The organism is Streptomyces sp. NPDC002676 (genome assembly GCF_053592455.1).
In genome coordinates, this window is sequence record NZ_JBSFVT010000003.1 from 16,960 (window position 1) to 29,167 (window position 12,208).

The 12,208-nt window shown below is 71.5% G+C and carries 10 protein-coding genes and 1 tRNA gene; 6 read left to right on the forward strand and 5 right to left on the reverse strand.

Translation table 11 applies throughout. From position 1 onward, the window contains the following. Positions 1-155: 155 nt before the first annotated feature. The gene (locus ACWD3E_RS10415) at positions 156-1,046 is read left to right on the forward strand and encodes a bifunctional DNA primase/polymerase (RefSeq protein ID WP_451387149.1); all 891 of its coding nucleotides are present in this window, start codon (positions 156-158) and stop codon (positions 1,044-1,046) included. Between the two features lie 12 nt (positions 1,047-1,058). On the opposite strand, the gene ACWD3E_RS10420 is transcribed toward ACWD3E_RS10415, so the two are convergent. The 3 genes from ACWD3E_RS10420 to ACWD3E_RS10430 all read right to left on the reverse strand — a co-directional run bounded on the left by ACWD3E_RS10420 (position 1,059) and on the right by ACWD3E_RS10430 (position 3,854). Beyond that, entirely contained in the window at positions 1,059-1,646 is a 588-nt protein-coding gene (locus ACWD3E_RS10420; protein ID WP_451387150.1) for a DUF2637 domain-containing protein, read from the reverse strand. A gap of 524 nt (positions 1,647-2,170) precedes the next feature. Next, positions 2,171-2,257 (reverse strand) — tRNA-Ser (locus ACWD3E_RS10425). Positions 2,258-2,372: 115 nt separating this feature from the next. Continuing rightward, entirely contained in the window at positions 2,373-3,854 is a 1,482-nt protein-coding gene (locus ACWD3E_RS10430) for a trypsin-like peptidase domain-containing protein (RefSeq protein ID WP_451387151.1), read from the reverse strand. A gap of 231 nt (positions 3,855-4,085) precedes the next feature. On the opposite strand from ACWD3E_RS10430, the gene ACWD3E_RS10435 reads away from it, so the two are divergent. The 3 genes from ACWD3E_RS10435 (at position 4,086) to ACWD3E_RS10445 (ending at position 6,853) form a co-directional block, all read left to right on the forward strand. Further along, complete coding sequence (locus ACWD3E_RS10435; protein WP_451387152.1) at positions 4,086-4,913, forward strand: glycerophosphodiester phosphodiesterase; 828 nt, start codon at positions 4,086-4,088, stop codon at positions 4,911-4,913. A gap of 178 nt (positions 4,914-5,091) precedes the next feature. Further along, positions 5,092-5,730 (forward strand): ATP-binding protein, encoded by a 639-nt coding sequence (locus ACWD3E_RS10440; protein WP_451387153.1) that lies wholly within the window; start codon positions 5,092-5,094, stop codon positions 5,728-5,730. 136 nt (positions 5,731-5,866) lie between these two features. Next, positions 5,867-6,853, forward strand: a complete 987-nt coding sequence (locus tag ACWD3E_RS10445) for a DUF5926 family protein (RefSeq protein ID WP_451387154.1) — start codon at positions 5,867-5,869, stop codon at positions 6,851-6,853. 244 nt (positions 6,854-7,097) lie between these two features. On the opposite strand, the gene ACWD3E_RS10450 is transcribed toward ACWD3E_RS10445, so the two are convergent. After that, a complete protein-coding gene (locus tag ACWD3E_RS10450) occupies positions 7,098-7,655 on the reverse strand; it encodes a hypothetical protein (protein ID WP_451387155.1) in 558 nt (185 codons plus the stop codon). Positions 7,656-7,866: 211 nt separating this feature from the next. Then, positions 7,867-8,532, reverse strand: coding sequence for a bifunctional DNA primase/polymerase (locus ACWD3E_RS10455; protein WP_451387156.1), 666 nt, complete (start codon positions 8,530-8,532; stop codon positions 7,867-7,869). A 623-nt stretch (positions 8,533-9,155) separates the two neighbouring features. Here ACWD3E_RS10455 and ACWD3E_RS10460 point away from each other — a divergent pair. Both ACWD3E_RS10460 and ACWD3E_RS10465 read left to right on the forward strand, forming a co-directional pair. Further along, positions 9,156-10,556, forward strand: a complete 1,401-nt coding sequence (locus ACWD3E_RS10460) for a PP2C family protein-serine/threonine phosphatase (protein WP_451387157.1) — start codon at positions 9,156-9,158, stop codon at positions 10,554-10,556. A gap of 159 nt (positions 10,557-10,715) precedes the next feature. Further along, a complete protein-coding gene (locus tag ACWD3E_RS10465) occupies positions 10,716-12,200 on the forward strand; it encodes an aminopeptidase P family protein (protein ID WP_451387158.1) in 1,485 nt (494 codons plus the stop codon). The last annotated feature ends 8 nt before the right edge of the window (positions 12,201-12,208 follow it).

Genomic DNA, 12,208 nt, shown 5'->3' on the forward strand with positions numbered 1-12,208 from the left:
CCTTCACGCCCCAACAGGGGATGAGGCGGACTTTTAATCCCAAGCGCCACAAGAGGTGAACCGTTCCGTCACCGTTCCGGCCGGCGCCCCCGCCCCCCCGGCGCGTCGACACCGGCCCCCTTCCCATTTTCGAACGTGCGTACGAAACTGAAGGCATGGCCACCACCGACCGGCAGGCCACGACGCTGGCCCTCGCACACGCCCTGTCAGCCGCCGAACGCGGACTGGCCGTCATCCCCCTGTCCCGGACAAAGCTCCCGGCCCTGCGCTCCCCCCACCGCGACGACCCCGGCACGGCACGGCCGCCCTGCCGCGGCGAATGCGGTCGCTTCGGCCACGGCGTGTACGACGCCTCGGCCGACCCGGTCCGCATCCGCGAACTCTTCGCCGCCGCCCCTTGGGCCACCGGCTACGGCATCGCCTGCGGGCTGCCCCCGCACCACCTGATCGGCGTCGACCTCGACACCAAGTCGGCCACGGACTCCTCGGTCGCCCTGCGCGAACTGGCCCTGCGGCACCTGTTCACGATCCCCGAGACGGTCGTCGTCCTCACCCCGAGCGGTGGCCGCCACCTGTGGCTGACCGGCCCGCCGGACGTCGTCGTCCCCAACTCGGCCGGCCGGCTCGCTCCCGGCATCGACATCCGGGGCGCCGGCGGCTACCTCGTCGGCCCCGGCTCCCGCACCGACCACGGCGTCTACGCCACCGCCCCGGGCACCGCGCACCTGCCCCCGGCACCGTGCCCGCCGGCCCTCCTGCGCCTGCTCCTGCCGCCGCCACGCACCCCGCACCGGACATCCCCACCGACGCCCACACCGACGCCGCCCGGCGACCACGGCCGGGGCCTGGTCCACTTCGTCCTGACCGCGCACGAGGGCCAGCGCAACACCCGCCTGTTCTGGGCGGCGTGCCGCGCCTACGAGAACGGCATCGGCCCGGCCCTGCTCACCCCGCTGATCGAGGCGGCCCTCAACACCGGCCTGACGGAACGCGAGGCACGGGCGACGATCGCGTCGGCGGCCAGGATGACAGGGCACCGCCCGTGAGAGGACCGGTCCTCAAGTCTTCGAACGCTGCTGCGCGTGCGCCCCTCTCCGGACGCCCTGCCTGGAGGAAACCTGGCCGACGAGTTCCCAGAAGCACACCAGGGACGTGACCGGTGGAATTCCGAGCGTCACGAACGCCAGCATGGAGCGGGACGAGTGGCTGACGCACAGGGCCACCGCCATGGCCGAGGTGGCGAGGAGGACACCCCAGGACCGGTTCGCGGGCTGGTGCTGAACGGTCGCCCGGAGAATCGAGAGAGCCGCGACGAACCACGGACCGTACACCGTGAGCGGCCACCATTGGGCCAGATTCGGGGGCAGTACGAACTCGGCGATCGTGCGGAGCTGGCCATAGGTATAGGTGATGGACCAAGCCATCAGACACGCCGCACACGCCGAGATAATGGCGAACAGGACCGTCACCTGGGTGATGCGCTGATCACCCTTGAGGACGTGCGATTTCGACCGCATACGCCGCCGGTCGCTTCTGCGGAGCGGTTGGTCCACCGGGGCGGGAGGCGGGTTCGGGCCCGACACCGTGGACAGCATCTGGGTGAGTTCCTCATCCAGGTTCTGGCGGCTCAGCGTGGCGTCCAGCATCGCGTCGTCCCAGGGCTGCTGGGCGGGGAAGGGGACACTTTCGTAGGGGTGCAGTGTCCCGTACTCAGTCGTCAGAGGGTGTTGCGGGCTGTAGAAGTTCGCTCGGTCGTTGTACCAGTCCATCTGTTTCTTCCATGCCCTTTTCAGATCGTTCCGTCCAGAGCACGGAACCCGGACGGCCGCGCCGGTACACGTTCGGTTCTCATCGCCCTGATCTCGTTCAGAAAATCATCCGATAAGTTGGAAATGCTTCCGCTGTTAGTCAACCCATATGAGTTGCCGATCAACAGAAGAATCCTTTCTCCGTACCTGGTCTGCCTAACGAAGGTTCTCAGAGAAGAGGCTGTACGGCGATTGGGTGATCGGCCCACACGAACGAATTAAACGGGATGTCGTTCAAACGCTTGAACGGCAGACATGTCGGACCGAGGCGAGACGGGCCTCATGGAGAAGCAGAAGAAGAAATAGGAAAAGCAGAAGGGATGCCCCTCGGTGAGGGACACCCCTTCTGATCAACGTGCACGCGGAGGCGGTGGGATTTGAACCCACGGTGACATCGCTGCCACGACGGTTTTCAAGACCGTTCCCTTCGGCCGCTCGGGCACACCTCCCGGCGCCTGCCTGTGATCGGCAGGGCGGGGTACAGCGTACCGGCCGCACGGCGGAACGTGAGGGGGGCGCCTCCTCCCGAGAGAGGCGCCCCGGCGCTCACGCGCGCGCGGCGGGTCAGTTGTCGCCCTGGCGGGAGCCCAGGACGAGGTCCACCGTGTGCTCCTGGCCGCCCCGCTTGTAGGTGATCGTGACCTTGTCGCCCGGCTTGTGGGTCCAGATGTCGCCGATCAGAGTCGGGCCGCTGTCGACCACCATGTCGTCCAGCTTGGTGATGACGTCACCGGGCTTGAGGCCCGCCTTGGCGGCCGGGCCGCCCGCCTCGACCGGGGAAGAGCCGCCCGCGCCCTGGTCGGTGATCTTCGCGCCGTCGGTGGACTCCTCCAGGGAGACGGACGCACCGATCCTGGCGTACACCGGCTTGCCGGTCTTGATCAGCTGCTGGGCGACGTACTTGGCCTGGTTGACCGGGATGGCGAAGCCCAGGCCGATCGAGCCGGACTGGCCGGAGCCTCCGAAGCCGCCGCTGCTGGTCGACTGGATCGCGGAGTTGATGCCGATCACCGCGCCGGCGGCGTCCAGCAGCGGGCCGCCGGAGTTGCCGGGGTTGATGGACGCGTCGGTCTGCAGGGCGCTCATGTACGAGGCCTTGCTGCTGGCGCTGCCGTCACTGGAGGCCACCGGGCGGTTCTTGGCGCTGATGATGCCCGTCGTGACCGTGTTGGACAGGCCGAACGGGGCACCGATGGCGATGGTCTCGTCGCCGACGGCCACCTTGTCGGAGTCGCCGAGGGCGAGGGGCTTCAGGTCGGACGGCGCGTTCTTGAGCTTGATGACGGCGACGTCGTAGCCCTGCGCGTGGCCGACGATCTCGGCGTCGTACTTCTTGCCGTTGGGGAAGGTGGCCGTGAGCTTGCCACCGTTCACCGCGTCGGCCACCACATGGTTGTTGGTGACGATGTGGCCCTGGGTGTCGAAGACGAACCCGGTGCCGGTGCCGCCCTCGCCGCTGGTGCTCTCCGCCTCGATGGTGACCGTGCTGGGCAGCGCCCTGGCGGCGACGCCCGCGATCGTGCCGGGGGCGCGCTTGACCTGGGTGGCGCTGCCGTCGGAGGCGGAGACGGTGGTGGAGCCGTTGTTGTCGTTGTCCTTGGCCAGCGTGTAGCCGAGGCCACCGCCCAGGCCGCCCGCGACCAGCGCCGCCACCAGGACCGCGGCGACCAGTCCGCCGCGCCCGTTGCGGGGCCCCGGCGCGGGCTGCTGGTACGACGCTCCCCAGCCGGCCCCCGCACCGCCGTCGCCGGCCCCACCGGCTCCGGCACCGTGGGCGCCGTAAGCGCCCGCGCCGCCGTCGCCGTACGCGGGCGTGGCCGACGAGGGAGGAGGCGGCCAGGAGCCGTCAGGAGCGGCGGGGGAGGGCGGCTGGGCGCCCTCGGCGGGGGTGTCCTGGGCCTGCGTGGCGGGCACCGGCGGGAGCGGAGCCGTCGGCGCGTTCCCGTCGGGCGCGGCGCCCTGCGGGGAAGCAGCGGGAGTTGCCACCGGCACGGGAGGTGCGGACGGGGCCTGAGGTACCGCGTTGCCCTCGTTCTCGGTGCTCACAGCTCTTCTCCTCGATCCACGGCTGTTGCTCGATCCACGGCTGTTGTATGCAGTCAGCTTTTCCCACGGGCCGTCAGAGCACCATAAGCCGTGGCTGTGGGTTCACGACCACTCTTTACAAGGGACATTTCTGTCAAAACTTACATACACGAGCAGGGTGCTCGCCCTCGTTCACCCCACGGACGTGCTTACGCCACCCCGCGTACGTCTCGACGGTGGCACCATGACGCAGTGACACACGCACCACAGCGCTCCATCCAGGTCGTCGCCCATCGGGGAGCCTCCGAAGATGCCCCCGAGCACACCCTGGCCGCCTACAGGAAGGCGATCGAGGACGGCGCGGACGCCCTGGAGTGCGATGTACGGCTGACCGCCGACGGCCACCTGGTCTGCGTCCACGACCGGCGGGTGAACCGCACCTCCAACGGCCGCGGCGCCGTCTCCGCGCTGGAGCTGGCCGAACTCGCCGCCCTGGACTTCGGCTCCTGGAAGACTCGCGAGCTTTGGCGCGGACGGGACGAGGAGCCCGACTGGGTGCAGCGGCCCGAGGACCGCGGCGACACCTCCGTGCTCACCCTGGAGCGCCTGCTGGAGCTGGTCTCGGACGCCGGGCGGCGGGTGGAACTGGCCATCGAGACCAAGCACCCCACGCGCTGGGCGGGCCAGGTCGAGGAGCGGCTGCTGGCACTGCTGAAGCGATTCGGCCTGGACGCGCCGGCCGGCGCCGCCGAGTCCCCGGTCCGGGTCATGAGCTTCTCCGCCCGCTCCCTGCACCGCGTCCGGGCCGCCGCCCCGACCCTGCCGACGGTCTACCTGGTGCAGTGGCTCTCGCCCCGGCTGCGCGACGGGCGCCTGCCCGGGGACGTGCGGATCGCGGGCCCCTCCATCCGCATCGTGCGCAACCACCCCACCTACATCGAGCGGCTGAAAAGCGCCGGTCACCAGGTCCACGTGTGGACCGTGAACGAGCCCGAGGACGTCGACCTCTGCGTCGAACTGGGCATCGACGCCATCATCACCAACCGCCCGCGCGCGGTGCTGCGCCAGCTCGGCCGCTGAGCCGGCCACGCCCGTGAGCAGCCCAAGAGTCGGGTAAAGACGGGCCCGCACCCCTTGACCCGGGCACGCGGCTCCTGGATGCTCCCTTCTCGGCCAGACCACCGAAATCAAGCCACACGACCAGAGACCCGTCACGGGGAGTGCTCCGGCGCGTTCGCTCCGTATGTAGTCGTTACGAATGCGTCACCGGAACAGGATTGGCCGGTTTCCGGTACAGGCCAATGGGGCATCCACACCGTGGCGTGGGGCAAAGGAGGTCTCGGGGGTGGCGTTGGTGGTGGCACAGGAGGTGCCCACGTCGTCGAGCATGGCCGTTCCCCATGGCCCTGCGGGCGTGGGGAAGGCGAGACACCGAATGCGTGCGCAACTGCGCAGCGGGGGTGTATCCGAATCGGTCATCGACGACGCCGTATTGATTCTTTCCGAACTGTTGAGCAACGCCTGCAAACACGGGCGGCCACTGGGCGACGTGTCGGCCGGTGACGGCGACGTCCGCGCGGCATGGCGGGTGGACCCGCGGGGGCGGCTCATCGTGGAGGTGACGGACGGCGGCGGCCCGACCCGCCCGGCTCCGGCCACCCCTTCGGTGACCGCGCACGGCGGCCGGGGGCTGAACATCATCACGGCCCTCGCCGACGACTGGGGAGTACGGGACGAGATCCAGGGCGAGGTGACGGTCTGGGTCGTGGTCCACGCGGACGTTCATGATCCGGATGCCGGGTGCCACGGCGGGGATTTCGCTACGCGCGTCGCGGCCTCCGCGGTACCGGCCCTGGCCGAACTGGACTTCGCGGACGCGTTCGAGGACCTGGACTGACTTCTCCGGTGCCCGCCGGACTCCTGCCGGACTGCCGGGGACCCACGTGTCCGTTGTCCGCAGGTTCCCGTCGGCCACGGCTCGAACGGCTAGGCTCCCGCCCGTACCAGACGAGCCGTAACCGGGAGACCCAACCATGGCCAAGAAGCGACCCCAGACGAAGGCCAAGCCGCAGATCACGGACGGGGCCCGCGCCGTAGGCGCTGATGGACAGGTTCCGGTTGTCGGCGCCCGTGAGCCCTGCCCCTGCGGCAGCGGCCGGCGCTACAAGGCGTGTCACGGCCGGGCCGCCGCGCACGCCGCGACCGAGCTGGTGCACCGCCCGTTCGAGGGGCTGCCGGGCGAGTGCGACTGGGTGGCGCTGCGGGAACTGGTCCCGGCCGCCACGGTCGAACTGCCCCTCAAGGACGGCCTGCCCGAGGGCGTCCCGTCGGTCGTGCTCGCCACCGTGCTGCCGATGGCCTGGCCGGCGCTGCGCCGGGACGACGGCTCGGTGCTGCTCGGCCTCCAGAACGACACCGCGTCCGGCGACATCAGCCGCGACCTCGCCGACACCCTGCTGCGCGCGCTGGAGGCCGAGCCCGGCACCCCGGTACAGGGCCGCCGCGCCCCCGCCGACGGTCCGCGGCTGCAGGATCTGCTCGACCCTGAAGGCGCGTTCGAGCCAGTTGTGCACAGCGGCTTCGAATTCTGGGTGCCGGACGCGGAGAACGCCGCCCCGGAGGTGGCCGCGTCCCTGGAGCGGGCCAACGCCGCCGCCATCCCGACCGCGAAGCTGACCGGCGTGGACGCGGCCTACTGGTGCCAGACCCCGGAGAAGAACCACCTGCGCTGGGTCATGCCGCATCCGGAGGAGCAGCTTCTGGACGCTCTCGCGCGGCTGCACGCGGCGGGCCGCTCCAGCCTCGGCGAGGGCACCCGGCTCGTGGGCTCCTTCCGTGCTCACGGCCTCACCGTGCCGGTCTGGGACCTGCCGAGCGGGGTCGGTGCCGAGGACATCGAGAAGCCGGCCGCCGAATTCGCCGAGCGCCTCGCCGCCGCCCTCGCGGTGCGGGAGCCGCTCACGACCGACGAGCGCCGGGCGCGCGGCGGGCTGACCAACCGGCAGGTCACGCTCAGCTGATGCCCCGCGCGCGCGTGTCATGGCTGACTGGCCGGTCAGCCATGACGGCAGCGGGCCGAAACACGTGACTCCCGTCACAACTTCCCGTCTCGACAGGGAAATCGGTGTCCGAATAGCCGAGATCGAATTTGCGAACCGCCGATCTCTTGTTACCGTTCCAGTAGCCCGGTTGCTGGTGCATCCCCCGTCGCCAGCAACCGGGTCTTTCCATGTCCGCGTGCGGTGTACAGCGCCCCGCGAAGCGTCAGTTCCCCTCCGGGCTCCCCGCCGCACTTCCGGCCGAACTCCCGCCCGCCTCTTCGGAGTTGCTCAGGTTGCTCGCCGAGCGCAGCAGCAGCGGGCCGTCGGCCCCGGGGGCGGCGAACTCGGCGACGGCCGAGTAGGCGTCCGGCGCGCCCCGGCTGTGCTCCCGGGGCGTCTCACAGGTGCCGGGCTCGTCGTCGGCACCCGTGGCACAGCGCGTCTGCACGCTGTGGCCGCCCGGACCCATCAGGCTCAGCACGGAGTCCACCGACCTGCCGGTGGCGTTGCGGTAGTACGTGCGCGCCCAGGTGTCCTCGCCCTGGGTCAGGACGCAGGTCTGCGCCTCGACCCCGTCCGGGGAGGTGAGTTCGGGACCGCAGCGGGCGGCGGTGGCCACGCCCAGGCCGAGCAGCAGCGGGGCCCGACGGGGGGCGGCGGGGTGGGCCTTGGCGTCGATGCCGTGCGGGGACGTCCGTACGTCCGCCCGCCCGGTGTCGCCCACCTGCCCGGCGGACGCCACGGCCCAGGGCAGGGCGACGACCGCCGCGACGGTACCCATGAGGCCCAGCAGACGCAGTCTCCGGGGATCGAGCCCCTGACGCCCGCCGGGGTCGGGCCCGCCGCGCCCGCGGGAGTCGGACCCGCCACGTCCGTGGGGGTCGGGCCCGCCGCGCGGCGCCCGTCGCGTGCCGTGTCCACCGGCGATTCGCAGCATGAGCGGAAGATAACGACCGCGGGCGGCCCGCCGGCCCCGCCCGCGCCGGGCACGCCTACAACTCGGGCGCGCTCACACCCGTACGAGTGAGGGCGGCGACCGCGGCGTCCACCACGGCCTCCACGTCCGGCACCCAGGGCGAGGCCGAGCCGGGCAGCGGGGCGCGCACCCAGCGGACGGCGCCCTGGCCGGTCTCGGAAGGGGGCAGCGCGAGGTAGCCGCCCTCGCCGTGGAAGCGCAGGGAGCCGGGCACGAAGTCCTGGGCGTACAGCAGTTCGCCCAACTGCTCCATGGAGTAAGGCTTGACGAGCAGCGCCCAGCGGGCCGGCGCGGCGACCACCGGGCCGAGGCGCATGCCCCGGCGGTCGAGCAGGTCGAGGGCGCGGGCCGCGGCGGGTGCCGGCAGGCTGACCGCGCAGGGCGCCTTGCCTCCGGTGGCCAGGACGATCGGCGCGCCCGGCCGGTTGGTCCACCACCAGCGCACCATGCGCGCGTCGGTGGTGGCGGCGAGCAGGCCGGGGTCGAAGGGGTGCGCACCGGGCACCGGGCAGTCCGGGTCCGGACAGCCGCAGCGCGCCCGGCCCTGCGGGTCCGGGGCCACGCCCGGGAGCACGGGCCACTTCCATTGGGTCGCGAAGGTCAGGGCCGCGCTGATCAGCTCAGGCCTCCCGTCGTTCCGCCTGGACAGGAGCCTGCGTCGCCTTCCGAGGATCTCGCGCATGAGCGCTCGTTCCTTTCCGTTGCACCGCTGGCAACACCGTGGACCACATCACACCATGTGTCGATCACTTCACTGTGCGTACCTGTTGGCGCATCACGCCCCTGTGCATGACAGGGGGAACCCCAAGGGGTCGAGCGTTGGTCGCGTCCGCGTCCATAGTGCGTCTATCAAAAGCACGGCTGCGGCGCGGGGGTGGCGAAGTCTGGCGTTTTGCCGTCGCGCGTATTTCTCTCCGCCTCCGCCACGGGAGGATGGGGCTCGGCCGTCGGTGGCTATGACGCCCGGGTCCGTCGCCAGGTTCCGGGTGGCCCCCAACCACCCCTGGCCTTCTCCGAGTACGTACCCATCACGACCGCTGTGACGCTCCGTCGAACAAGCCCAGTCGACCGCAATGGACCGATACCTAAGGCAGTTTTAAGCCAACTTGGCAGTAAGGCAAGGGGTTCGAGAGAAACCCCCGGAAGACCAGCGGAAGACCCACGGACACCAGGAATCCCGGCAGGACAATGCTGGACATCCCCTCACGAGTGCGTGTACATGTGGAGACACTGCTAGCGGCGCAGAATGACATGGGGGTTTGCGATGCTTTTGAGCAATACGCACCGGTCTGAAAGCCGGACGCCATGAACGCCCCGCACCCTCCGAAAGTGGCCGGAATCGATCCAACGGTCCCCACCCCCGCACACACTGTCGCGCCCACCCCCCTCGCCCCGGACGCCGGCCCCGTCGCGCGCACCTCCCCCGTCCCGGCCCCGGGCGCCCCCGCCCCCGGCGCCCTCCTCCAGGACCGGCTGGCCGGCTGGGTCTCGGACCTCACGACCCTCCACGAACTCACCGAACGCCTCTCCCGCACGGACGCGCTGGAGCCCGCCCTCCAGGAGCTGCTGCGCGCAGGAGCCGCCCTCGTCGGCGCCCGCCGCGGCCTCGTCGTCCTGGAGCCCGCCGACGGGCAGGGCCCCCGCACCACCCTCGGCCTCGGCCTCGGCCGCGCCGACCTCGGCCACCTGGAGACCGTCCCGCGCGGCTCCCTGCCGTACGACACCCGCGGCGCCGCCGAGCTCGTCCACCCCGACCTGCTCGCCGAGGACGGCCTCGACCCCCGCCACCGCGAGGTGGCCGCCCGCCTCGGCTACGCCGCCAGCTACGCCCTCCCCCTGTCCACCGACTCCGCCGGCCGCCTGGGCGCCGCCGTCTGGCTCTACGACGAGCCCGCCGAGCCCCACGAGCGCCGGCGCCACCTCGCCGGCCTCTACGTCCGCCACGCCGCCGAACACCTCGCCCGGCTCGTGGAAGTGGAGCGCACGCGCACGTGCATGGCGACCATCGCCGAGGAACTGCTGCCCTCCCGGCTCCCGCGCGTGGCCGGCGTCCAGCTCGCCGCCCGGCACCGCACCGGCCCGCGCGGCGGCGGCGACTGGTACGACGCGCTGCCGCTGCCCGACGCCGCCCTCGGCCTCTCCGTCGGCTCCGTCACCGGCTCGGGGCCGAGCGCGGTCGCCGCCATGGGCCGGCTGCGCGCCTCCCTCAGGGCGTACGCGGTGATGGAGGGCGAGGACCCGGTCGCCGTCCTGTCCGATCTGGAGCTGCTGCTGCGGCTGACCGAGCCCGCCCGCTCGGCGACCGCCCTGTTCGCCTACTGCGAGCCCGCCGTGCGCAAGGTCACGCTGGCCGGCGCCGGACACAGCCCGCCGCTGCTCATCGGCGAGCGGCGCACCGAGTTCGCCGAGACGTCCGTCTCCGCGCCGCTCGGCATGCTCGCCTGCTGGGAGGCGCCCAGCGTGGAGATCCAGGCGGAGGCGGGAGAGACGGTTCTGCTCTACACCGACGGGCTGCTGCACCGCACCAACGACCCCATGGACCGCGCCTTCGCCCGGCTGCACGCGGCAGCCGCCGGCGCGCCCCGCGCGGTGCGCCACGACCCCGGAGCCCTCGCCGACCACGTCCTGCGCACCGTCCTGCCGGACGGTCTGGACACGGCCGACAGCGAGGAGGACGTGGTCCTGCTGGCGGCCCGCTTCGACTGACCGCCGGCCCTCGGACGGCTGGCATGACCGGGCATAACAGGTCATCCACCCCCGGGTCCACTCCGGTACGACCGTACGATGATGGGGGTCCCCGCTCGGCCACAAGCAGGAGCGCCGCGGGCCCCGGGGGAGATCACAAGGCGTATCGAGGAGGATCACGTGTCCGACGAGCTCAACCCGGCTGTGCCCGACTCTGCTACCGCAGAGGGCCCCGAGACCGAGTCCGACGAGCCCATCAAGCCGCGGAAGAACGGCCTGTACCCGGGCGTCTCCGACGAGCTGGCCGACAACATGAAGTCCGGCTGGGCCGACACCGAGCTGCGTGACCTGAAGCCGGTCGAGCAGGCCGCCGAGACCGCGCGCCGCCGCGCGGTGCTCTCCGCCCGCTTCCCGGGCGAGCGCATCGTCGTCCCCGCGGGCAACCTGAAGACCCGCTCGAACGACACCGAGTACTCCTTCCGCGCGTCCGTCGAGTACGCCTACCTCACCGGCAACCAGACCGAGGACGGCGTACTGGTCCTGGAGCCGAAGGGTGACGGCCACGAGGAGACGATCTACCTCCTGCCGCGCTCCAACCGTGAGAACGGCGAGTTCTGGCTCTCCGGCCAGGGCGAGCTGTGGGTCGGCCGCCGACACTCCCTCACCGAGTCCGAGGCGCTCTACGGCATCCCGGCCGCCGACGTGCGCGAGCTGGCGGAGAAGCTGAAGGAGGCCACCGGCCCGGTCCGCGTGGTGCGCGGCTACGACGCCGGCATCGAGGCCGCGCTGACCGACAAGGTCACCGCCGAGCGCGACGAGGAGCTGCGCGTCTTCCTCTCCGAGGCCCGGCTGATCAAGGACGACTTCGAGATCCGCGAGCTGCAGAAGGCCGTCGACTCGACCGTCCGCGGCTTCGAGGACGTCGTGAAGGTCCTCGACAAGGCCGAGGCGACCAGCGAGCGCTACATCGAGGGCACGTTCTTCCTCCGCGCGCGCGTGGAGGGCAACGACGTCGGCTACGGCTCCATCTGCGCGGCCGGCCCGCACGCCTGCACGCTGCACTGGGTGCGCAACGACGGCCCGGTCCGCTCCGGCGACCTGCTCCTGCTGGACGCGGGCGTGGAGACCCACACGCTGTACACGGCCGACGTCACGCGCACGCTGCCGATCAACGGCACGTACAGCGAGATCCAGAAGAAGGTCTACGACGCGGTGTACGAGGCCCAGGAGGCCGGTATCGCGGCCGTGAAGCCGGGCGCCAAGTACCGCGACTTCCACGACGCCGCGCAGCGCGTACTCGCCGAGAAGCTCGTCGAGTGGGGCCTGGTCGAGGGCCCCGTCGAGCGCGTCCTGGAGCTGGGCCTGCAGCGCCGCTGGACCCTGCACGGCACCGGCCACATGCTCGGCATGGACGTCCACGACTGCGCCGCCGCGCGGACCGAGACGTACGTGGACGGCACGCTGGAGCCCGGCATGGTGCTCACCGTCGAGCCGGGCCTGTACTTCCAGGCCGACGACCTCACGGTCCCCGAGGAGTACCGCGGCGTCGGCGTCCGCATCGAGGACGACATCCTCGTCACCGAGGACGGCAACCGGAACCTGAGCGCCGGACTGCCGCGACGCTCGGACGAGGTCGAGGCGTGGATGGCGTCTTTGAAGGGCTGACGTCACAC

Excerpts from the sequence above, each read along its gene's own strand:
- ACWD3E_RS10415 (WP_451387149.1), top strand. The coding sequence starts at position 156 with ATGGCCACCACCGACCGGCAGGCCACGACGCTGGCCCTCGCACACGCC.
- ACWD3E_RS10420 (WP_451387150.1), bottom strand. The coding sequence starts at position 1,646 with ATGCTGGACGCCACGCTGAGCCGCCAGAACCTGGATGAGGAACTCACC.
- ACWD3E_RS10440 (WP_451387153.1), top strand. The coding sequence starts at position 5,092 with ATGCGTCACCGGAACAGGATTGGCCGGTTTCCGGTACAGGCCAATGGG.
- ACWD3E_RS10445 (WP_451387154.1), top strand. The coding sequence starts at position 5,867 with ATGGCCAAGAAGCGACCCCAGACGAAGGCCAAGCCGCAGATCACGGAC.
- ACWD3E_RS10450 (WP_451387155.1), bottom strand. The coding sequence starts at position 7,655 with ATGGGTACCGTCGCGGCGGTCGTCGCCCTGCCCTGGGCCGTGGCGTCC.
- ACWD3E_RS10455 (WP_451387156.1), bottom strand. The coding sequence starts at position 8,532 with ATGCGCGAGATCCTCGGAAGGCGACGCAGGCTCCTGTCCAGGCGGAAC.
- ACWD3E_RS10460 (WP_451387157.1), top strand. The coding sequence starts at position 9,156 with ATGAACGCCCCGCACCCTCCGAAAGTGGCCGGAATCGATCCAACGGTC.